The sequence below is a fragment of the Halomonas alimentaria genome (assembly GCF_009902005.1).
Classification (GTDB): domain Bacteria; phylum Pseudomonadota; class Gammaproteobacteria; order Pseudomonadales; family Halomonadaceae; genus Halomonas; species Halomonas alimentaria.
On sequence record NZ_WUTT01000001.1, the window covers coordinates 1,911,819 to 1,931,791 of the forward strand.

Genomic DNA, 19,973 nt, shown 5'->3' on the forward strand with positions numbered 1-19,973 from the left:
CAATGACCCTGTGATGACATGACGATGACGCCCCTCTCAGACCGGATTCCCAATGCCCTGACCATCGCCGGCTCCGACCCCAGCGGCGGCGCCGGCATCCAGGCCGACCTCAAGACCTTCTCGGCGCTCGGCGCCTATGCTACCAGCGTCATTACCGCCCTGACCGCCCAGAACACGCGTGGCGTCAGCGGGGTTCACCCGGTGCCCGCCGACTTTATCGCCGCTCAGCTCGCGACCCTGCTCGACGACGTGCGCATCGATGCGGCGAAGATCGGCATGGTGGCCAGCCGCGAAGTGGCCGAGGTGATCCGCGACGCCCTGGCGCGACGCCGGCCGCGCTGGGTGGTGCTTGACCCGGTGATGGTGGCCAAGAGCGGCGACATCCTGGTCGACGACGCCGGCATCCGCGCGGTACGCGAGGTGCTGGTGCCGCTGGCCGACCTGGTGACCCCCAACCTGCCCGAGGCGGCGGTGCTGCTGGACACCCCGGCGCCGACCGACCGCGCCGGCATGCTGGCGATGGCCCCGGCGCTGCGTGAGCTGGGCGCCGGGGCCACCCTGCTCAAGGGCGGCCACCTGCACGGCGAGGAGTGCCCCGACCTGCTGGTCACCGCCGAGGCGGCCACCTGGATCGAGGGGGCGCGGGTCGACACCGCCAACCTCCACGGTACCGGCTGCACCCTCTCCTCGGCGATCGCCGCACGCCTCGCCCGGGGCGATGCCCTCGAGGAGGCGGTGGCCGCGGCCAAGCACTGGCTTGGAGCAGCGCTGGCCGCCAGCCGGCGGCTGGATGTGGGGCACGGCCACGGGCCGGTACACCACTTCCACGCCTGGTGGTAGTGGCCTTTCGCGCATCTCGCCTTGCAGGCCCGGCCGGCGCCTCCCATGCTGAAGGTCTACACCGCCGTGGCGCCACGCCAAGGAGCCGTCATGACCCCGACCCTGCTGTTTGCCTGCGACCTCTCGGCCGAGAACCGCGCCGCCTTCGCCAGGGCGGTGCGCCTGGCCGGTGAACAGGGCGCGCGTCTCGACGTCATCCATGTCCTCGACCCCTACCTGCCACGCCGCGTGCTCCACGATCTGGAGGAGGCCGTGGTGGCCGACATGCAGGCCACCCTCACCGATATCCGCGAGGACTACGCCCTGCCCGAGCCGCGGGTGCTGATGCAGACGGTCACCGGCTCCCCCTATGCCGAGATCATCCGCGAGGCCCACGAACGCGAGGTGGACATGATCGTGCTGGGGGCTCACCGCAAGCGGGGCCAGCCCGATCTGGTGGCCGGCACCACCCTGGCCCGGGTGCTGCGCAGTGCTCCCTGCCCGGTGCTCTCGGTGAGCCACACCGCCAGCCAGGGCTGGGAAGAGATCCTGCTGCCCATGGACTTCTCGCTCACCTCCCGCCACACCCTGCGCGAGACCCTCCGCCGCTTTCCCGACACCCGCCTGACCCTGCTCCACGCCTGGGATATCCCCGGTGAGCGCGAGCTCGGCTCCCGCGGCGACTTCGCCCGCTGGCGCGACCGCGAGGTGGCACGCCTGCAGAGCCAGCTGGAGACCGAGGTGGAACGCCTGATGGCCGAGCTCGACGACGTGCCCGAGGTGGAACTGGTGCTGGAGCAGGGCGCGCCCCTGGAGGTGCTGATGAACCGCCTGCGTCGCCAGCCGCCCGACCTGCTGGCGCTGGGCAGCCGCGGCCAGCTGGGTCGCCACAGCCAGATCACCGAGTCGCTGCTGGCCGAGCCCCACTGCGACATCATGCTGTGTCGTGCCTGGTAGCGAGCAAATAAATAGACAGAACTTGTACATGGTGGCATTGTCTGCACAGGAAGATCCCCTTCTCCTGGAGGCACTGCCATGCATCTGTTTCCCCTTATCTCCCTGCTGGCGCTCCTGCTGCTTGCCCCCACGGCCAGCGCCCAGGCCAGCGAGCGCGTGGAGGTCAACGGCGCCCGCTTCACCACCCAGCTCGAGGTCGACGGCCAGCCCTTCCATCTGGTCGGCCACGGCCTGTTCCGTTACATGATCTGGGACGCCTATGCCGGGGCCTACTACCAGGCGCCGGAGAGCCGGACGCCCGCCCCCCTGGACGAGATCCCGCGGCGCCTGGAGCTGGAGTACTTCCACGCCATCGAGGCCGACGACTTCGCCGGCGTCACCCGCGACCGGGTCCGCGAGAACCTCGGCGAGGCCGGCTACCGCGAGCTGCTGGCGGGGCTCAACGCCTTCACCCGCGCCTACCGCAGCGTCGAGCCCGGTGACCGCTATGCCCTGACCTGGAGTGACGAGGAACTCAGCCTGGCACTGAACGACGAGGAGCTCTACCGGGGCGGAGACACGGCCCTGGCCGAGGCACTCTTCGCCATCTGGCTGGGTGCGTCGCCGCTCAAGGAGAACTTCCGTGACTCCCTGCTGGGGCGCGGCTGAGCCTCGCCGCGTGCTACCCTGCGCGCGTTCGAGATCGTCGGGAGACTCAGGATGAAGGCGTTGATCCAGCGCGTGACCCGCGCCAGCGTGGAGGTAGAGGGACGCACCGTGGGCGCCATCGACCACGGCCTGCTGGCCCTGGTCGGGGTAGAGAAGGGCGACGACGAGGCCGCCGTGGAGCGCCTGCTGCACAAGCTGCTGCACTACCGCGTGTTCAGCGATGCCGATGGCAAGATGAACCTCAACCTGCAGCAGGTCGATGGCGGCCTGCTGCTGGTCTCCCAGTTCACCCTGGCCGCGGATACCCGCAAGGGGCTGCGGCCCAGCTTCTCAAGCGCCGCCCCGCCCGCCGAGGGCGACCGCCTCTTCCACCTGCTGCTGGCGCGCGCCGAGGCGGCCTGGCCGAAGGTCGCCAGCGGCGAGTTCGCCGCCGACATGCAGGTCACGCTGGTCAACGACGGTCCGGTGACCTTCCTGCTCGAAAGCTAGCCGCCCAGTTCGGCCTGCATCGCCTCGAGGGCCTCCTCGGCGACGAGCCACTCCGCCTCCAGATCGTCGAGACGCGACTTGAGCTCGCCCTGGCGGGCCAGGGTCGTGGTGAGCTCCTCCTTGCGGGCGGAATCGGTGTAGAGCTCGGCATCACCCAACAGCGCTTCCACCTCGGCAAGTTGTGACTGGACCTTGTCCATGGTCTGCTCGACGCGGTCGCGCTGCTTCTTCAGCGGGCGCAGCTTCTCGCGCTGCTCGGCGGCGGCACGACGCGACGCCTTGCGATCCTCCTTCGGCGCGCCCTCCTCGACCTGGCGTTCCTCCTTGTCGCCGCGGGCCTCGCGCCGCTCGCCCTCCAGGCGCGCCTTGAGCCACAGGCGATAGTCCTCCAGGTCGCCATCGAAGGGCTCCACCCGATGGTCGGCCACCCGCCAGAACTCGTCCACGCTGGCGCGCAGCAGGTGGCGGTCGTGGGAGACGATGATCACCGTGCCCTCGAAGCCCGCCAGGGCCTCGGTCAGCGCCTCGCGCATCTCGAGATCCAGATGGTTGGTGGGCTCGTCGAGCAGCAGCAGGTTGGGCTTCTGCCAGGCCACCAGGGCCAGCGCCAGACGCGCCTTCTCGCCCCCCGAGAAGCGCCCCACCTCGCCGAACACATCGTTGCCCGGGAAGCCGAAGCCGCCCAGGAAGTTGCGGATCTCCTGGTCGCTGGCGGTGGGCGAGAGACGCTGCACATGCATGAAGGGGGTGGAGGCGAGATCCAGCCCCTCGAGCTGGTGCTGGGCGAAGTAGCCGACCTTGAGGTGCTCGCCGGCCACCCGCTTGCCGGCGAGCAGCGGCAGTTCACCGATCAGCGACTTGATCAGGGTCGACTTGCCGGCGCCGTTGGGACCCAGCAGGCCGATACGCTGCCCGGGCAGCAGCGTCAGCCTGACGTTGTCGAGCTGTACCGACTCATGGCCCGCCTCGTCGCGATAGCCCAGCCGCGCCTCGTCCAGCACCAGCAACGGGTGGGAGGTCTTCTCCGCGGCGGGCAGGGTGAAGTGAAAGGGCGAGTCGGCGTGAGCCACGGCGATATCGCCCATGCGCTCGAGCATCTTCAGACGGCTCTGGGCTGCGCGCGCCTTGGTGGCCTTGGCACGAAAGCGCGCCACGAAGCGCTCGATCTCCTCACGGCGCGCCTGCTGCTTGGCGGCCTCGGCCTGCTGCAGGGCCAGCTTCTCGGCCCGGGTGCGCTCGAAGGTGGTGTAGTTGCCGCGATAGAGCACCAGCGAGCGGCGATCGAAGTGCACGATGCAGTCGCACACCGCATCCAGGAAGTCACGGTCGTGGGAGATCAGCAGCAGCGTGCCGGGATAGCGCGTCAGCCACTGCTCCAGCCACAGCAAGGCGTCGAGGTCGAGGTGGTTGGTGGGCTCGTCGAGCAGCAGCAGGTCGGAGGGCATGAACAGGGTGCGTGCCAGGTTGACGCGCATCCGCCAGCCGCCGGAGAAGGATGCCAGGGGGCGATCGAGGTGGGCCTGCGAAAAGCCCAGGCCCACCAGCAGCTGGGCGGCCCTGGCCGGGGCGCTGTAGCCGTCGAGTGCCTCGATGACACCGTGCAACTCCGCCTCGCGATGGTCGTCGCTCGCCTCCCTGGCGGCCGCCAGGGCCGCCTCGGCCCGACGCAGCTCGGCATGGCCGTCAAGGACGTGATCGAGCAACGAGCGGTCCAGCGCCTCCACCTCCTGGGCCATATGGGCGATGCGCTGGCCGCCACTCATCTCGACCTCGCCACGATCCGGCGCCAGCTCGCCGAGCAGCAGCTTGAACAGGCTCGACTTGCCGGCCCCGTTGGGGCCGACGATGCCCGCCTTGTGACCGGCGTGCAGGGTGAGGTCGGCGCCCTCGAGCAGGGCCTGGGTGCCGCGTTGCAGGGAAACTTGGCGCAGTGCGATCATGCGAGCTCCACGAGGATGCGGCCGCCGCTCGACGCGGCGACGAAAAAACCATGACCGACGATTCTACCGAAATGCTGGCCGCCTTGCGGTGCCGACTCGCCGAGTCGCCACTCTGGCCCTTCGCCCTGGCGCTCTATGCACGCCCGGGCGTCGAGGCCGCCTGCCTGCAACTGCAGGATGAGGCCGGCGTCGACGTCTGCGAGCTGCTGTGGCGCTGCTGGCTGCTTCACCATGGTGCCATCCCGGAGCCGGGCAGCGAGACGGCCCTCGCGAAGGTGCGCCGCTGGCAGCGCGAGGTCACCACCCCGCTGCGGCGACTGCGCCGCGAACTCAAGGCCGCCGCCGCCGAGCACCATGGCGTGGCCCAGCTGCGCGAGACCCTCAAGCGGGCCGAGCTGCAGGCCGAGCGCGAGACGCTCGCACGCCTGCAAGCCGTGGCGATGACCGGGCCGCTGCGCCGACGCGCTGCGGGCGACCCGGCGCCGCAGGAACTTCTTTCGAATGTCCTGCAACTGAAGAAAAAAGCCCATCTTTCAACGCTCAATAGCCTGGTGATGCGCCTTGACCCTCCCCGGGGCCCACGCTAGCCTGAAAATCAGCCGTGTGAATGTGAATTCACCAGATGCCGCGTGGCGAGCGCTTGCGCCGCCCCGGGCAAAACCTGCAGAGGGACCACAAGAATGAAGTCACACAAGCTGTTGACCACCGCCGGTATCGGCGCACTGATGTTCGGCATGACCTCCGCCGCCATGGCAGACAACTGGCGCTACGCCCACGAGGAGTACGAAGGCGACGTGCAGGACGTCTTCGCCGTGGCCTTCAAGGAGTATGTCGAGGAGAACTCCGACCACAGCGTCCAGATCTACCGCTTCGGCGAGCTGGGCGAGTCCGACGACATCATGGAGCAGACCCAGAACGGCATCCTGCAGTTCGTCAACCAGTCGCCGGGCTTCACCGGCTCGCTGATCCCGTCGGCACAGATCTTCTTCATCCCCTATCTGCTGCCCACCGAGATGGAGACGGTGCTCGAGTTCTTCGACGAGAGCAAGGCCATCAACGAGATGTTCCCGGAGCTCTACGCCGAGCAGGGCCTGGAGCTGCTCAAGATGTACCCCGAGGGCGAGATGGTGATCACCACCGACGAGCCCATCGAATCCGTGGATGACTTCCAGAACAAGAAGATCCGCGTGATGACCAACCCGCTGCTCTCCGAGACCTACAACGCCTTCGGCGCGACGCCCACGCCGCTGCCCTGGGGTGAGGTCTACGGCGGCCTGCAGACCGGCATCCTCGACGGCCAGGAGAACCCGATCTTCTGGATCGAGTCCGGTGGCCTCTATGAGGTCTCCCCGCACCTGACCTTTACCGGCCACGGCTGGTTCACCACCGCCATGATGGCCAACCAGGACTTCTTCGAGGGTCTCTCCGACGAAGACAAGGAACTCGTACGCGAAGCCTCCGGTGCGGCCTACGACCACACCATCGAGCATATCCAGGGCCTGGCCGAGGAGTCGCTCAACAAGATCACGGAAGCCTGCGACAACTGCACCGTCACCCGCCTGGATGACGAGCAGATCGCCAAGCTCAAGGAGCAGGCACCGCAGGTCGAGGAGAAGTTCGTCGAGATGGCCGGCGAGCAGGGCCAGGAGCTGCTCGAGCAGTTCAAGGCTGACCTCGAGGCCGTGACCTCCGACGAGGAGTAATTCGCTTCCCGTCGCCATGACAGGGGGTGGCCCATAGCGGGTCACCCCCTTGTTCGTTGCGTGCATCCAGCGTTGACCCCGGGACCACACCTCGCCTCTACGCGGCGTATCCTGACAGTCGAGAAGCCGTTGCTTGATACACGGCCAACAACCAACTGCATGCTGAAGGGAGTGCAGCCATGACAGATGAAGAAGCCGAAAACGCCTATCGCTCGGGCCTGCCCGGCCCGCTGGGCGTCATCGATACCCTGATCAGCAAGCTGGAGGCGGTGCTGCTGGCCATGGGCGTGCTGCTGATGGCTATCAACACCATCGCCAACGTCATCGCCCGCTTCGTGCTCGGCGACAGCATCTTCTTTACCGGCGAGATCAACCGCATCCTGATCATCATGATCACCTTCGCCGGCATCGGCTATGCGGCGCGCCACGGCCGCCACATCCGCATGTCGGCCATCTACGATGCGCTGCCGGTGGGCGGCCGCCGTGCCCTGATGATCTTCATCGCCCTGTTCACCTCGCTGGTGATGTTCTTCCTGCTCTACTACTCGCTCATCTATATCCTCGACCTCCAGTCCAAGGGTCGGGTACTGCCGGCACTGGGCTTTCCGATCTGGCTGATCTATGTCTGGGCGCCACTGGGCTTTTTGATCACCGGCATCCAGTACCTGCTCACCGCCATCAAGAACATGACCTCAAGGGATGTCTACCTGTCGACCGGCGTGGTCGATGGCTACAAGGACACGGAAACGGAAGTCTGACGCAGGGCGCTACGCTCGGGGGAACGCACTATGACCACAATAATGGTTTGCACCATGATCGCCCTGCTGTTGCTGGGCTTTCCGATGATGATCCCGCTGATCACCGCCGCGGTGATCGGCTTCTTCATGATGTTCAACGGCCTGGGGCAGATGGATACCCTGATCCAGCAGATGATGGCCGGTATCCGGCCCGCGTCGCTGATCGCGGTGCCGATGTTCATCCTCGCCGCCGACATCATGACCCGCGGCCAGTCGGCCGACCGCCTGATCGCCATGGTGATGTCCTTCATCGGCCATATAAAGGGTGGCCTGGCGGTCTCCACCGCCACCTCCTGCACCCTGTTCGGCGCCGTCTCGGGCTCTACCCAGGCCACCGTGGTAGCAGTGGGCTCCCCGCTGCGTCCCAAGATGCTCAAGGCCGGATACTCCGACTCCTTTACCCTCGCGCTGATCATCAACGCCAGTGATATCGCCTTCTTGATCCCGCCGAGCATCGGCATGATCATCTACGGGGTCATCTCCGAGACCTCCATCGCCGAGCTCTTTATCGCCGGCATCGGCCCGGGCCTGATGATCCTGGCGATGTTCTCCGCCTACTGCGTCGCCTACGCCATCATCCGCGATGTGCCCACCGAAGCCAGGGCCAACTGGAGCCAACGCCTTACCGCCGTTCGTCAGGCACTGTGGCCCCTGGGCTTCCCGGTGATCATCGTCGGCGGCATCTACGGCGGCGTCTTCAGCCCCACCGAGGCCGCGGCGGCCTGCGTGCTCTACGCGGTCTTCCTGGAATTCGTCATCTTCCGTTCGCTGAAAATGCAGCATATCTACGCCATCGCCAAGTCCACCGGCCTGATCACCGCGGTGGTGTTCATCCTGGTAGCGGCGGGCAACGGCTTCTCCTGGATCATCTCCTTCGCGCAGATTCCCCAGGCGATCCTGGAGGCCGTGGGCATCAACGAGGCCGGACCTACCGGCGTGCTGATCGCGATCTGCATCTCCTTCTTCGTGGCCTGCATGTTCGTCGATCCCATCGTGGTGATCCTGGTGCTGACGCCGATCTTCGCCCCGGCGATCGCCGCTACCGGCCTCGATCCGGTGCTGGTGGGTATCCTGATCACCCTGCAGGTCGCCATCGGCTCGGCCACGCCACCCTTCGGCTGTGACATCTTCACCGCCATCGCGATCTTCAAGCGCCCCTACCTGGACGTGATCAAGGGCACGCCACCCTTCATCTTCATGCTGGTACTGGCCGCGGCGCTGCTGATCATGTTCCCGCAGATCGCCCTGTTCCTGCGCGACGTGGCGTTCAACTGATCCAAGGAGAGTGAACCATGTTCAATCGGATCCTGGTCCCGGTGGATGGCTCCAAGGGCGCGCTCAAGGCACTCGAGAAGGGCGTGGGGCTGCAGCTGCTGACCGGAGCGGAGCTCTACCTGCTGTGCGTCTTCAAGCACCACAGCCTGCTCGAGGCATCGCTCTCCATGGTGCGCCCCGACAAGCTGGAGATACCCGACGACGCCCTCAAGGAGTACGCCACCGAGATCGCCGTGCATGCCAAGAACCAGGCCATCGAGATGGGAGTGCCGGCCGACAAGCTGCGCGCCTTCGTCAAGGGCGGGCGTCCCTCGCGTACCATCGTGCGCTTCGCCCGCAAGCGCGAGTGCGACCTGATCGTGATCGGCGCCCAGGGCACCAACGGCGACAAGAGCCTGCTGCTGGGCAGCGTCTCCCAGCGCGTGGCGGGCTCTGCCCACTGCCCCACCCTGGTGGTCTGACCCCGCCCCCGGCCCGTGCCACCACAGTTAGCTCGGTCTCGGTAGCGAAAGGCGCCGGGGACAGGTCGTAGAGGGGGTCCTATGCCAGGGATGGCATCGGTAGCGCCCAGGGACGGGTTTACAGCGCCCCCTCGCAGGCCTGTCTCCGGAAAAGCCTTGAGCGATGTTGCCATCCATCTACGACTCCCCCGGCCCGGTTTCGCGCTGCTGCGGAACCGGGCCGGCCCTGTTAGAGTCCCAAGGTTCGCATTCACCCAGGCGCCCGACGGCGCCGGAACCACAAGGGACTTCCATGAAACGACTGCTGACCACCGCCTCTCTCGCCGCCCTGCTGGGTGCCGCCCCCCTGGCATTCGGCGCCATGGAAAGTGACGACGAGAAACTCGGCTACAGCCTGGGCGTGACCCTGGGCCAGAGCATCCAGCAGGACGTCGAGGACCTCGATGTCGACGCCTTCACCCAGGCGATCCAGGATGTCTTCGCCGGCGAGGATCTCGCGCTGAGCGACGAGGAGATGGCCGAGGCGCTGATGAATTTCCAGCAGCAGGCCGCCGCCGCTCGCCAGGCGGAGGCCGAAGCCGCCGCCGAGGCCAACCGCGCCGAGGGCGAGGCCTACCTGGCCGAGAACGCCGAACGCGATGGCGTCGAGACCACCGACTCCGGCCTGCAGTACCGCGAACTGGAATCCGGTGATGGCGCCACCCCCGGCGCTCAGGACAGCGTCGAGGTGCACTACGAGGGTACCCTGATCGACGGCACCGTCTTCGACAGCTCCTATGAGCGCGGCGAGCCGGTCAGCTTTCGTGTCGACCAGGTGATCGAGGGCTGGCAGGAGGCCCTGCAGCTGATGAGCGTGGGCGACACCTGGGAGATCGTGATCCCCGCCGAGCTGGCCTATGGCGCCCAGGGCCAGGGCCCCATCGGCCCCAACGAGACGCTGACCTTCAAGGTCGAGTTGCTCGGTATCGACGACGCGGAAGCCTCCTCCGGCGACAGCCAGGACAATGAGTAAGTCGCAGCGAGGCGCCTGGGTAGCCGTCGCGCTGCTCGCGGCACTCCCCTCGACTGCGCTGCTTGCCGAAACCTCACCGCCTGCCGATACCCCACCACAACGGCTCCCCGCGCTGGGCGCAAGCAGCGCGGGCGCCAGCGTGCTCGGCGTCTCCTCGGGAGGCTATATGGCCACCCAGCTGGCGGTGGCCTGGCCCGAACGTTTCGCGGGACTCGGCGTGCTGGCCGCCGGCCCCTGGTCGTGTGCCCAGGGCTCGCTGGGGCTGGCGCTGGGCCAGTGCATGACCACCCGGCGCGGCATGCCCGACCTGCAGGCGCTGGAGCAGCGCCTGGCCGACTACCGCGAGCGCGAACTGGTGGGCGAGGCCGAGGCGCTGGAGGCACTCAGGGTCTATGTCTGGCACGGCGACGCCGATACGGTGGTCGAGCCACGCCTGGGCGCGGCGCTGGCCGAGCAGTTCCAGGGCTGGCTCGGCGATCCGTCACAGCTGCAGCTACGCCAGGACGCGGAAGTGGGTCACGGCTGGCCCGTGGATGCGGCGGTGATCCCGTCCGACGCCGGCGAGCTTGCCGACTGCCGTGAGGGGGGTGCCCCCCACCTGCTGGCCTGCGATCTGGATATCGCCGGCGATGCCCTGGCCTGGCTCCACGGCGAGCAGGCACCTCCCGCCAGCGATGGGCTGGACGGTGAGCTGCTGCGCTTCGATCAGGGCGACTTCGAGGCCAAGGGACTGGCCGATACCGGCTACCTGTTCGTGCCGGAGGGGTGCGAGGCGGGTGACTGTGCGGTCAGCCTGGCACTGCACGGCTGCAGCATGGGCGCCGAGCAGATCGGTGAGACCTTCGTGCGCCACACCGGGCTCAACGCCTGGGCGGCGGAGAACCGGCGCATCGTGCTCTATCCCCAGGCCGAGACCCGCCTGGGCAACCCCCAAGGCTGCTGGGACTGGTGGGGCTATGCGGAGAGCACCTGGCAGCTCGACCCCCTGCACGACAGCCGCCAAGGCAGCCAGACACGCGCACTGATGGCGATGCTGGAGCGCCTGCAGGAAGACCCCTCGCCACGCTGATCGCCCGGTGGTGAGGGCAAGGGTGCCTAGAGCGTCTCGTGCAGTGCGGCGAGCAGTCCCTGGTGGGAGGGGGAGTAGAGCACCCGCCGCTGGATCTGCCCCTCACGATCGACCAGGTAGAGCGACGAGCTATGGTCGATGGTGTAGCCCATGGCCGAATCCGGCGCCTCGACCTTGCGCCACACCACGCCGTAGCGCTCGGCCAGCTCCTCGAGCTGGGCCTGGCTGCCGGTGGCACCGATGAAGCGCTCGCCGAAGAAGGCCAGATACTCCTCCAGCCGCTCGAGGCTGTCGCGCTCCGGATCCACCGAGACCATCAGCGGCACCACGCGCTGGCGCTGGGCGGGCTCGAGCTCGGCCAGCGCCTGACGCACCACCGCCAGGCTCATCGGGCAGACGTCGGGGCAGTAGGTATAGCCGAAGAAGAGTACCGCCAGCTGGTCCTCCTCGAGCTGAGTCAGCGAGAAGTCACCCTGGGTCGAGGGGAGCTCCACCGGCCCTCCGACCGGGCCGCCATCGCCCCCGGAGGCCAGCAGCTGCTGGTACCAGCCGACGCCACCCACCGCCAGCAGCAGCACGATCAGGACAACACCGGCCCAGACTCCCTTGCGTTTCATGGCGCGTCTCTCTCCACATCGAAATCGAACCCGCTGCCCAGCTTACCATCGGCCGTCTCGACGATGACACGCGCCCGCCACGGCATCACCACATCGGTACAGATCGGGATCTGCCCCTCGCCGTGGTAGCGGCCATCCTCACCCAGGGTCAGGGGGTAGCGGTGCAACCCCATGTCCATGTCGCGGCCCACGAAGTCCACCACCACGCGCTGGGCATCCACCCCATCGAGGTCGACCTCCAGGGGCAGGCGCTGCAGGGCGCGGATCTCGCCACGCACGCCGAGGTCGAGGGCCAGCCGGCGCTCATTGCCCAGCTCGGCCAGGCAGGGCCCAGCACTCAGCTCGCAGCCGGGCGCCTCGGGGTACCAGTGCACCTGCCCCGCATCGCGCAGCAGGTGACTGGCCAGGAACCACAGCGCCACAGCCACCGTGCCCAAGGTAAACAGCACCAACAGGCGCAGCAGCGGAGGACGGGTAATGATCGCTTCGTGGCTGGAAGAGTCGGGCATGGAGGACATGATCCCCACGGTAAGAGGCTATGCCGGCAAGCTTATCAGCATTCGTCTGTGGCAGACTGCGGAGCGATGTCGCAGGCAACGAGACCAAGGAGACCGACATGGCGGATATCGCGGGGGCCCTGGGGCCCCTGTTCCTGCTGATCCTGCTGGGCTGTGTGCTGGATTGGCTGCGTCAGCCGGGGGGTGACTTCTGGCCACGGCTTGAACGGCTGATCTACTTCCTGCTGTTCCCCGCCATGCTGGTCTCGACCCTGGCCACCGCCGACGTCAGCCAGGTACCGGTGACCCGGGTGGCGGTGGCGCTGCTCGGTGCCATGGGGGTGTTCGCCGCCCTGCTGTGGGCGCTACGCGGCTGGCTGGGCATGGAGCCCGCGGCCTTCACCTCGGCTTTCCAGGGCGCACTGCGCTTCAACACCTACGTGGGGGTAGCCGGCGCCGCGGCACTGCACGGTGCGCCGGGGGCCACCGTGGCCGCGGTGGCCGTGGCGCTGATGGTCCCGGTGGTCAACGTGCTCTGCGTGACCAGCTTCATCGCCGCGGGAACGTTGGGCAGCGGCAGCCTGGGCAAGAGCCTGGCCGCCCTGGGTCGCAACCCGCTGATCCTCGCCTGCCTGGTCGGTATCGGCCTGAACGTCAGCGGCATCGGCCTGCCGGGCTGGAGTGCGGCGACGGTGGAACTGCTGGGACGTGCCGCCCTGCCCCTGGGCCTGGTGGCGGTGGGCGTGGCGCTGCGCCCCGCGGCCCTGGTGCGCCGCGATCGCGGCATCTGGGCCAGCCATCTGGTGAAGCTGGGGCTGATGCCGGCCCTGGCCCTGGCCCTGGCGCTGCTGCTGGGTCTCGATCCGGTGAGCCGCGACGTAGTGCTGCTGTTCGCCGCCCTTCCCACCGCCACCTCGGCCTATATCCTGGCCCGCCAGCTGGGCGGCGATGCCGAGATGATGGCGGCGCTGATCACCGGCCAGACCCTGCTGGCCATGGTGACCCTGCCGCTGTGGCTGCGCCTGGCGGGCGCCTGATTCGCACTGCAAATAAAAAACGCTCGCATTTGTGTTGACAAGGCAAACGAGAACGATTACTCTTCAGTTGTCGGCGTTGATGAGGCGCCGTCACCAGCCAGGGCCCGCCAGTCTCCTGGCCTGGTTTCTCCCTCCTCATTGCTAGTCACGGTCTTGCGCCACCCTCACCGAGGGTGGCCTTTTTCGTTCTACACCGTGCGCGAATAGCGCCCCTTGCTGTGGGCCAGGTAGGCGTCGAAGGCCATGGCGGCGTTGCGCATCATCAGCCGACCGGCGGGCAGCACCTCGATCTCGGCATCGCGGATCGCCAGCAGGCCGTCGTCGGCCATCTCCTGAAGCTCCTCCAGGGCATCGGCGAAGTAGTCACGGAAGACGATGCCATGCTCCGCCTCGATGACGGCGAAGTCGATGCGGTTATGGCACATCAGGGCGTTGATCACGTCGCGACGCAGGCGATCGTCGTCGCTGAGCCGGTAGCCACGGAACACCCCTAGGCGGCCCTCCTGCAGGCGATGCTGGTACTGGGCGGTCTCCTTGACGTTCTGGCTGTAGGTGTCGCCTACCTTGCCGATGGAGGTGATGCCCAGGCCGATCATGTCGCAGTCGGCATGGGTGGAGTAGCCCTGGAAGTTGCGCTGCAGGGTGCCATTCTCGCGGGCCAGGGTCAGCTCGTCCTCGGGCAGGGCGAAGTGGTCCATGCCGATGTACACGTAGCCGGCCTCGGTGAGGCGGCGAATGGTCAGCTCCAGCAGTTCCAGCTTGCGCTCGGGGGGCGGCATGTCCTCGGGGCGGATCAGGCGCTGGGCCTTGAACAGTTCCGGCAGGTGGGCATAGCTGTAGGTGGCGATGCGGTCCGGGCGCAGGGCGATGATCTTGTCCAGGGTGGTGTCGAAGCTGGCCACCGTCTGCAGCGGCAGGCCGTAGATGAGATCGACGCTCACCGACTCGAAGCCCGCGTCGCGGGCGGCGTGGACGAGGGAGATGACATCCTCCTCGCTCTGCACGCGGTTGACCGCCTTCTGCACGTCGGGGTCGAAGTCCTGCACCCCGAAGCTCAGGCGGTTGAAGCCCAGCGCATGCAGCTCATGGATCTGCTCGGGGGTCACGGTGCGCGGGTCCACCTCCAGCGAGAACTCGCGCTCCTCGGGCGGCGCGAAGTGGAAGGCGTCATCGAGGCTCGCCATCAGCTCGCCGAGCTGGGTATTGCTCAGGTAGGTCGGGGTGCCGCCGCCCAGGTGCAGCTGGGTCATGCGCCGGGTCTCGTCGAACAGCGCCCCCTGCACACGGATCTCCTGCTGGAGCCAGGCCAGGTACTCCGCGGCACGCTCGGTGTTGTGGGTAATGATCTTGTTGCAGGCGCAGTAGTAGCAGAGGCTCTTGCAGAAGGGGATATGCACATAGACCGACAGCGGCTTGGGCGTCTCGGCGCGGTTGCTGCGCTCGGCCGCCGCACGGTAGTCATCCTCGGCGAAGGCCGCATGGAACTGGGGCGCCGTGGGATAGGAGGTGTAGCGCGGCCCGGGGCGGTCGTACTTCTCGACCAGCGGGCGATTGAAGAGCAGATGGTCTTGCATGATCAAACGGCCTCGTTGAAAGCTCTGGCAGCGCCACGGCGCTGCCGAATGCTGGGCAGTATGCCAGCCTGGGGCCGGCGCGTCGGTACCCTTGTGGTGGTAGTTGACGCCGGTCAAATCCTAGTGCGACTCGGCACGCGTCGTGACCAGCCAAGCAGTCGCCAGGCGGTGAGCAGCCAGGCCAGGCTCCAGGCCAGGGCGGAAGCCCACAGCAGGGGCAGCCAGGCGGCGCCGGCCGGATAGGCCACCAGGCGCAGCACGGCGGCCACGGTGAAGAGCAGTGCCAGCGGCAACAGCAGCGGCTCTCGCTCGGGCCGCCCCTTGGCCCGGAGAATGGCCTGACGCAGCATGATGCCGCTGGCCAGGGTGCCCAGTGCCCCCACGGTAAAGGCGTGCAGCACACCACCCAGCGGCTGGCCCAGCCACAGGACACGCGCCGCCAGCAGCGGCCCGACCCCCAGCCAGGCATAGCCCAGCATCAGGCCGAGCAGGTCGGGGCGCTGCCGGCAGGCCCAGGGGCGCCAGCGCCAGAGCCGCCACAGCACCAGCAGCCCCGCCATCGCCGTCAGGGGCGCTGCCAGGCTTGCCGTGGCTGACCAGGGGGCGAGCAGCGGAGTCACGCCCAGCAGCACGATCAGCGCCGCCTCCAGGCGCGGCTGGACTCCGGCCCCGGCCTGGCGCCGGCTGGCCATCAGATGGCCGTTGATGGCCGGCGCCAGCACGCGCCCCCCCATGAAGGTCATCAGCAGCACCAGCCAGAGCACGGCGTGGCGTATCAGTGCAGGAGTCAGCATGCCGTGCTGCACCAGGCGCCCGGCCAGGCTGGCAATGGCGAGCAGGCAGAGCAGGCCCAGCAGCGGCGACAGCATCCGATTGCGCCACTTCTTGGCGGCCTGGAAGCGCGGCACCAGCCGCCAGGCGAGCAGCGCGGCGAACAGGGCATCGGCCAGCAGCACGGGGAGCGCCTCGGGACCAACCAGCCCGCCGATCCGGGCAACGAGCCACAGCGCCGCCAGCCCCAGCAGCCCGCGGCGCGACAACGGTCCCAGCAGATAGCCGGCGATCACCGCCAGGGCGAAACCGAACAGCAGTTCGCGACCGTGTGCCGCAGGGGAAGCGATGAGCCCCAGAGGCAGGCCGTGATAGAATACGGCCAGCGTCAGCGGCACCGTAATCGCGGCATGCAGGGCCGCCAGGGGAAAGAACAGCCGCCAGGCCGGCAGCGTGGGGCGAGAGATGTCGGCTTTCGTTGACATGGCGCAAACTCCCACCTTCCCCGCAGTGCTAAGATGCATATAAATTGCTACTTAACAGTCTACGCCCTCGAGCACGGGAGGTCACCACATGTCAGGATCCGCCTCGCGGCTCGCCTGGTGCGGGCTTACCTATGGCTGCATCGGGCTCGGTACCGCCGGCATGGTGCTGCCACTGCTGCCGACCACCCCCTTCCTGCTGCTGGCGGCCTGGTCGGCCCCCAAGGGGTCACCGCGGCTGGCGCGCTGGCTGCATGACCATCCACGCTTCGGCCCCTCCCTGCAGGCCTGGCGCGAAGAACGTGCCATACCGCGACGCGCCAAGGTCCTGGCACCGCTGCTGCTGGCCGCCAGCTGGATGATGCTGTGGGCCAGCGGCGTGCCGCTCCCGGGACTGGTGGCATCGGGGCTGTTATTCGTTGCGGTGGCCGGCTATGTGCTGAGCCGCCCTGCCAGCGTGGCAGCGCCTTCCTTTGAGGCACCCCGAAGCTGGGCCCGACGCTGATTCGATCCACGACGCCAGGAGGCGACGCTTTCTCTCATGCACCTGACTCGCTTTACCGACTATTCGCTGCGTGTGCTGCTCTATCTGGCGGTGAAGGGCGAGCGTCGCTCCACCATCACCGAGATCGCCGAGCGCTTCGACATCTCGCGCAACCACCTGATGAAGGTGGTCCAGGACCTCAGTCACCACGGCTATATCACCTCCATTCGCGGCAAGAACGGCGGACTGCTGCTCCGGCAGGAGCCACACAGCATCGTGCTTGGCGAGCTGGTGCGCCGCACCGAACGTGACCTTACTCTGGTGGAGTGCTTCGGCGACGACAATGAGTGCGTGATCACCCCTGCATGCCGGCTCAAGCATATCCTGAAGGAGGCACTCGAGGCCTTCCTCGCGGTGCTCGACGGCTACACCCTGGAGGACCTGCTGGGCCCACGCCGCCAGCCACTGATCCGCCTGCTGCAGCTGGACGACACTCCCGCCGCCTGAAGCGGCCACCCTCCCACGCTCGCGGCCCATGCCGGGCCCGCTGCTCCGGCGACTCCCGGGCGACCTCATCGCCGGGTCGCGGCGGCCCTGCCGACACCTCCCCCATGCTTTATTAGGCATTTCTTTTGCTTTTTTGCCTCATGGGTCTAGGCTGTAGATGACCCACGTCAAGCTGAGCAGTCACGTTGCCTGGCAAGATGGCAATAGCTGCCCGGTGAGGTCGATTGTCGCAACCGGGCTTTTCTAGGCAATTGAAAATGCATTCTGGAGGTTCCTTATGAAACTGATCCTCGCGGCCACCATGCTGGGCGGAGCCCTACTGGCCATGGACGCCCAGGCCGCCGGCGACGCCGAGGCCGGGGCTGACAAGATCGGCACCTGCGTGGCCTGCCACGGCACCGACGGCAAGGGCCTGGCCCCCATCTACCCGAACCTCAACGGCCAATCGGCCACCTACCTCGAAAGCAGCCTCAAGGCCTATCGCGACAGCCAGCGCCAGGGTGGCAACGCCATGCTGATGACGCCCATGGCCCAGGGCCTCTCCGATGAGGATATCGCCGACATCGCCGCCTACTATTCAAGCCAGGAATGACCGCCAGTCAGTAATGACGGTCCGGGCCGGCACAGCGCCGGCCCTGCTGCATATGGGTGGCGGCCGGGATGCCGCCCGTGCCGCCTAGGCTCACGCCCCCAAGGACCTCCCCATGCCCGAATCATCCCTTCGGCCGGCCGGACTTGTCGGCCTGCTGCTGACGCTTATTTTCCTGCTGGTTTCCCTGCCGCTGCACGCCATGGAGCTGGCGCAGGTGCGCGAAGGCTTCCCCGCGGCGGACCGCCTAGAGCCTGCCGACTCCCAGTGGCCGGTCAGCCGGGTCATGGCCGGTAACGAGACGCTCGGTTACGCCTTCGAGAGCGTCGAGATGGCGCCGATTCCCGCCTACTCCGGCAAGCCGGTCAATATGCTGGTGGCCTTCGACCTCGATGGGAATATCGTCCAGGCCGACGTGATCAGCCACGAGGAGCCCATCATGCTGGTGGGCATTCCCGAGCAGAAGCTCGAGGATTTCGCCGACGACCACGTCGGCGCCCACGTCAACGACCGCATGAAGGTAGGTGGGAACCTCGACGCCATCTCCGGTGCCACCGTGACCGTCATCGTGGTCAGCGACACCGTGATGCGCGCCGCCCGCCTGGTCGCCGCCGAGCAGGGGCTGATCGCCGACCCCTCCGCCGCCCCGGCGGCAACGGTGCGCGAGGATGTCTTCGAGGCGGCGGACTGGTCGACGCTCACCGGCGACGGCACCATCCGCCGCCTGCACCTGACCCATGGCGAGGTGGACGACTCCTTCGTGGGCACCCCGGCCGAGGATTACATGCATACGCCGCAGCCGGCGGAGCGCACCTTCATCGAGCTCTTCTACACCTACCTGAACCCGCCCACCGCCGGGCGCAACCTGCTCGGCGACACCGGCTACGAGCAGCTGATGGAGCGGCTCGACGAGGGCGAGCATGCCATCGCGGTGATGGGACGCGGCGACTACTCCTTCAAGGGCTCCGGCTACGTGCGCGGGGGCATCTTCGATCGCATCGAGCTCTCCCAGAACGGCAACACCGTGAGCTTCCATGACCGCGACCATATCCGCCTGGGCAACCTCGGCATCGAGGGCGCCCCGGCCTTCGACGAGCGCGATATCTTCATCATTCGCGATGCGGCCGCCTTCGACCCCGGCCAGCCGTGGCAGCTGGAGCTACTGGTGCGCCGCGCCTCCGGCCCCCTGGACACCGAGTTCAGCCGCTTCAGCGCCGACTACAGCGTGCCCGAGGCGTATATCGAGCGTCCCGAGCCGCCCAAGGAGGTGCCGATCTGGGTCGAGGTGTGGAAGGACAAGGCCTTCCAGATCGCCGTGCTCGCCGCCGGCCTGATCGTGCTCACCGGCATCATGCTGTTCCAGGACGTGCTGGTGAAGCATCCGCGCATCCTGCGCCCGCTGCGCCTGGGCTTTCTGGTCTACACCCTGGTGTTCATCGGCTGGTACTCCCTGGCCCAGCTCTCGGTGGTCAATATCCTGACCTTCACCAACGCCCTGATCACCGACTTCAGCTGGGGCTCCTTTTTGATCGACCCGATGATGTTCATCCTCTGGTCCTTCGTGGCGGTGAGCCTTCTGCTGTGGGGCCGCGGCGTGTTCTGCGGCTGGCTGTGCCCCTTCGGCGCCCTCCAGGACCTGGTCAACAAGGCTGCCCGCAAGCTCGGCGTGAAGCAGTACGAGCCGCCCTTCGGTCTCCACGAGCGGCTCTGGGCGCTGAAGTACATCATCCTGCTGGGGCTGTTCGCGGTCTCGCTGCACTCGCTGGGCACCGCCGAGCGCTATGCCGAGGTGGAGCCCTTCAAGACCGCCATCACCCTGCGCTTCCAGCGCGAGTGGGGCTTCCTGCTCTACGCCCTGGTGCTGGTGGCGATCTCCGCCGTCAACCACAAGTTCTACTGCCGCTACGTCTGCCCGCTGGGCGCCGGCCTGGCGATCCCCGCCCGCCTGCGCCTGTTCGACTGGCTGAAGCGGCACCGCGGTGACTGCGGCACCCCGTGCCAGATCTGCGCCAACGAATGCGAAGTGGCCGCCATCCACCCGGATGGTCGCATCAATGCCAACGAGTGCCACTACTGTCTCGACTGCCAGATCACCTACCACGACGACAAGCGCTGTCCGCCGATGATCAAGCGGCGCAAGCGCTATGAGAAGGCGTCGCGCCTCTCCCGTGGCAAGGGAGGCGTCGAGAGCCATGACCCCGCCAGCGCACGGCTGCAGCGGATTCCGACCTATCAGGAGGAGTGA

General features: G+C 67.5%; 21 protein-coding genes. 16 read left to right on the forward strand and 5 right to left on the reverse strand.

The window, feature by feature from the left end; translation table 11 throughout:
* The first annotated feature begins 24 nt into the window (after positions 1–24).
* The 4 genes from thiD to dtd all read left to right on the forward strand — a co-directional run bounded on the left by thiD (position 25) and on the right by dtd (position 2,913).
* Positions 25–840: a bifunctional hydroxymethylpyrimidine kinase/phosphomethylpyrimidine kinase gene (gene thiD / locus GRB96_RS09035; RefSeq protein WP_420841750.1), complete on the forward strand. Its 816-nt coding sequence runs from the start codon at positions 25–27 to the stop codon at positions 838–840.
* A 90-nt stretch (positions 841–930) separates the two neighbouring features.
* On the forward strand, positions 931–1,776 hold the full coding sequence (locus GRB96_RS09040; RefSeq protein WP_161431837.1) for a universal stress protein: 846 nt from the start codon (positions 931–933) through the stop codon (positions 1,774–1,776).
* Positions 1,777–1,854: 78 nt separating this feature from the next.
* On the forward strand, positions 1,855–2,424 hold the full coding sequence (locus tag GRB96_RS09045; protein ID WP_161431838.1) for a chalcone isomerase family protein: 570 nt from the start codon (positions 1,855–1,857) through the stop codon (positions 2,422–2,424).
* 51 nt (positions 2,425–2,475) lie between these two features.
* A complete protein-coding gene (gene dtd / locus GRB96_RS09050; RefSeq protein ID WP_161431839.1) occupies positions 2,476–2,913 on the forward strand; it encodes a D-aminoacyl-tRNA deacylase in 438 nt (145 codons plus the stop codon).
* Here the strand turns inward: dtd and GRB96_RS09055 are convergent.
* The gene (locus GRB96_RS09055) at positions 2,910–4,853 is read right to left on the reverse strand and encodes an ATP-binding cassette domain-containing protein (protein WP_161431840.1); all 1,944 of its coding nucleotides are present in this window, start codon (positions 4,851–4,853) and stop codon (positions 2,910–2,912) included. The two genes, dtd and GRB96_RS09055, sit on opposite strands and share 4 nt — an antisense overlap.
* 50 nt (positions 4,854–4,903) lie before the next feature.
* Between GRB96_RS09055 and GRB96_RS09060 the strand changes: the two genes are divergently transcribed.
* The 7 genes from GRB96_RS09060 (at position 4,904) to GRB96_RS09090 (ending at position 11,170) form a co-directional block, all read left to right on the forward strand.
* On the forward strand, positions 4,904–5,440 hold the full coding sequence (locus tag GRB96_RS09060; protein WP_240894146.1) for a TIGR02444 family protein: 537 nt from the start codon (positions 4,904–4,906) through the stop codon (positions 5,438–5,440).
* Positions 5,441–5,533: 93 nt separating this feature from the next.
* Complete coding sequence (locus GRB96_RS09065; RefSeq protein WP_161431841.1) at positions 5,534–6,556, forward strand: TRAP transporter substrate-binding protein; 1,023 nt, start codon at positions 5,534–5,536, stop codon at positions 6,554–6,556.
* Positions 6,557–6,735: 179 nt separating this feature from the next.
* Positions 6,736–7,314: a TRAP transporter small permease gene (locus GRB96_RS09070; RefSeq protein ID WP_161431842.1), complete on the forward strand. Its 579-nt coding sequence runs from the start codon at positions 6,736–6,738 to the stop codon at positions 7,312–7,314.
* Positions 7,315–7,344: 30 nt separating this feature from the next.
* Positions 7,345–8,628 (forward strand): TRAP transporter large permease, encoded by a 1,284-nt coding sequence (locus GRB96_RS09075; RefSeq protein ID WP_161431843.1) that lies wholly within the window; start codon positions 7,345–7,347, stop codon positions 8,626–8,628.
* A gap of 17 nt (positions 8,629–8,645) precedes the next feature.
* On the forward strand, positions 8,646–9,089 hold the full coding sequence (locus GRB96_RS09080; RefSeq protein WP_161431844.1) for a universal stress protein: 444 nt from the start codon (positions 8,646–8,648) through the stop codon (positions 9,087–9,089).
* A 292-nt stretch (positions 9,090–9,381) separates the two neighbouring features.
* Entirely contained in the window at positions 9,382–10,101 is a 720-nt protein-coding gene (locus GRB96_RS09085; protein ID WP_161431845.1) for a BamJ family beta-barrel-assembly machinery protein, read from the forward strand.
* Positions 10,094–11,170 (forward strand): alpha/beta hydrolase family protein, encoded by a 1,077-nt coding sequence (locus GRB96_RS09090; RefSeq protein WP_161431846.1) that lies wholly within the window; start codon positions 10,094–10,096, stop codon positions 11,168–11,170. The genes GRB96_RS09085 and GRB96_RS09090 overlap by 8 nt, the downstream gene beginning before the upstream one ends.
* Before the next feature lie 26 nt (positions 11,171–11,196).
* On the opposite strand, the gene GRB96_RS09095 is transcribed toward GRB96_RS09090, so the two are convergent.
* Positions 11,197–11,787 carry an SCO family protein gene (locus GRB96_RS09095; RefSeq protein ID WP_161431847.1) on the reverse strand — a complete coding sequence of 197 codons (591 nt, stop codon included), beginning with the start codon at positions 11,785–11,787 and terminating at the stop codon, positions 11,197–11,199.
* Positions 11,784–12,296, reverse strand: a complete 513-nt coding sequence (locus GRB96_RS09100) for a hypothetical protein (RefSeq protein ID WP_161431848.1) — start codon at positions 12,294–12,296, stop codon at positions 11,784–11,786. Before GRB96_RS09100 ends, GRB96_RS09095 begins: the two co-directional genes overlap by 4 nt.
* Positions 12,297–12,403: 107 nt before the next feature.
* Here GRB96_RS09100 and GRB96_RS09105 point away from each other — a divergent pair, with 107 nt between their 5' ends.
* A complete protein-coding gene (locus GRB96_RS09105; protein WP_161431849.1) occupies positions 12,404–13,321 on the forward strand; it encodes an AEC family transporter in 918 nt (305 codons plus the stop codon).
* A 188-nt stretch (positions 13,322–13,509) separates the two neighbouring features.
* Here GRB96_RS09105 and hemN read toward each other — a convergent pair whose 3' ends face one another.
* Positions 13,510–14,895 (reverse strand): oxygen-independent coproporphyrinogen III oxidase, encoded by a 1,386-nt coding sequence (hemN, locus tag GRB96_RS09110; protein ID WP_161431850.1) that lies wholly within the window; start codon positions 14,893–14,895, stop codon positions 13,510–13,512.
* Between the two features lie 113 nt (positions 14,896–15,008).
* Entirely contained in the window at positions 15,009–16,151 is a 1,143-nt protein-coding gene (locus GRB96_RS09115) for an NnrS family protein (RefSeq protein ID WP_161431851.1), read from the reverse strand.
* An 88-nt stretch (positions 16,152–16,239) separates the two neighbouring features.
* Between GRB96_RS09115 and GRB96_RS09120 the strand changes: the two genes are divergently transcribed.
* The 4 genes from GRB96_RS09120 to nosR all read left to right on the forward strand — a co-directional run bounded on the left by GRB96_RS09120 (position 16,240) and on the right by nosR (position 19,973).
* Positions 16,240–16,653 (forward strand): YbaN family protein, encoded by a 414-nt coding sequence (locus tag GRB96_RS09120; protein WP_161431852.1) that lies wholly within the window; start codon positions 16,240–16,242, stop codon positions 16,651–16,653.
* A 36-nt stretch (positions 16,654–16,689) separates the two neighbouring features.
* On the forward strand, positions 16,690–17,139 hold the full coding sequence (locus GRB96_RS09125; RefSeq protein WP_161431853.1) for an Rrf2 family transcriptional regulator: 450 nt from the start codon (positions 16,690–16,692) through the stop codon (positions 17,137–17,139).
* A 277-nt stretch (positions 17,140–17,416) separates the two neighbouring features.
* Positions 17,417–17,731 carry a c-type cytochrome gene (locus GRB96_RS09130; RefSeq protein WP_161431854.1) on the forward strand — a complete coding sequence of 105 codons (315 nt, stop codon included), beginning with the start codon at positions 17,417–17,419 and terminating at the stop codon, positions 17,729–17,731.
* A 112-nt stretch (positions 17,732–17,843) separates the two neighbouring features.
* Positions 17,844–19,973, forward strand: a complete 2,130-nt coding sequence (nosR, locus tag GRB96_RS09135; RefSeq protein WP_161431855.1) for a transcriptional regulator NosR — start codon at positions 17,844–17,846, stop codon at positions 19,971–19,973.

Bases quoted from the DNA above. Each gene is read 5' to 3' on its own strand.
- GRB96_RS09070 (WP_161431842.1), top strand. From the start codon at position 6,736: ATGACAGATGAAGAAGCCGAAAACGCCTATCGCTCGGGCCTGCCCGGC.
- GRB96_RS09040 (WP_161431837.1), top strand. From the start codon at position 931: ATGACCCCGACCCTGCTGTTTGCCTGCGACCTCTCGGCCGAGAACCGC.
- GRB96_RS09090 (WP_161431846.1), top strand. From the start codon at position 10,094: ATGAGTAAGTCGCAGCGAGGCGCCTGGGTAGCCGTCGCGCTGCTCGCG.
- GRB96_RS09115 (WP_161431851.1), bottom strand. From the start codon at position 16,151: ATGTCAACGAAAGCCGACATCTCTCGCCCCACGCTGCCGGCCTGGCGG.
- GRB96_RS09080 (WP_161431844.1), top strand. From the start codon at position 8,646: ATGTTCAATCGGATCCTGGTCCCGGTGGATGGCTCCAAGGGCGCGCTC.
- GRB96_RS09065 (WP_161431841.1), top strand. From the start codon at position 5,534: ATGAAGTCACACAAGCTGTTGACCACCGCCGGTATCGGCGCACTGATG.
- GRB96_RS09055 (WP_161431840.1), bottom strand. From the start codon at position 4,853: ATGATCGCACTGCGCCAAGTTTCCCTGCAACGCGGCACCCAGGCCCTG.
- GRB96_RS09075 (WP_161431843.1), top strand. From the start codon at position 7,345: ATGACCACAATAATGGTTTGCACCATGATCGCCCTGCTGTTGCTGGGC.
- GRB96_RS09120 (WP_161431852.1), top strand. From the start codon at position 16,240: ATGTCAGGATCCGCCTCGCGGCTCGCCTGGTGCGGGCTTACCTATGGC.
- thiD (WP_420841750.1), top strand. From the start codon at position 25: ATGACGCCCCTCTCAGACCGGATTCCCAATGCCCTGACCATCGCCGGC.
- GRB96_RS09060 (WP_240894146.1), top strand. From the start codon at position 4,904: ATGACCGACGATTCTACCGAAATGCTGGCCGCCTTGCGGTGCCGACTC.
- GRB96_RS09085 (WP_161431845.1), top strand. From the start codon at position 9,382: ATGAAACGACTGCTGACCACCGCCTCTCTCGCCGCCCTGCTGGGTGCC.
- GRB96_RS09095 (WP_161431847.1), bottom strand. From the start codon at position 11,787: ATGAAACGCAAGGGAGTCTGGGCCGGTGTTGTCCTGATCGTGCTGCTG.
- hemN (WP_161431850.1), bottom strand. From the start codon at position 14,895: ATGCAAGACCATCTGCTCTTCAATCGCCCGCTGGTCGAGAAGTACGAC.
- GRB96_RS09130 (WP_161431854.1), top strand. From the start codon at position 17,417: ATGAAACTGATCCTCGCGGCCACCATGCTGGGCGGAGCCCTACTGGCC.
- GRB96_RS09105 (WP_161431849.1), top strand. From the start codon at position 12,404: ATGGCGGATATCGCGGGGGCCCTGGGGCCCCTGTTCCTGCTGATCCTG.
- GRB96_RS09125 (WP_161431853.1), top strand. From the start codon at position 16,690: ATGCACCTGACTCGCTTTACCGACTATTCGCTGCGTGTGCTGCTCTAT.
- dtd (WP_161431839.1), top strand. From the start codon at position 2,476: ATGAAGGCGTTGATCCAGCGCGTGACCCGCGCCAGCGTGGAGGTAGAG.
- GRB96_RS09045 (WP_161431838.1), top strand. From the start codon at position 1,855: ATGCATCTGTTTCCCCTTATCTCCCTGCTGGCGCTCCTGCTGCTTGCC.
- GRB96_RS09100 (WP_161431848.1), bottom strand. From the start codon at position 12,296: ATGCCCGACTCTTCCAGCCACGAAGCGATCATTACCCGTCCTCCGCTG.
- nosR (WP_161431855.1), top strand. From the start codon at position 17,844: ATGCCCGAATCATCCCTTCGGCCGGCCGGACTTGTCGGCCTGCTGCTG.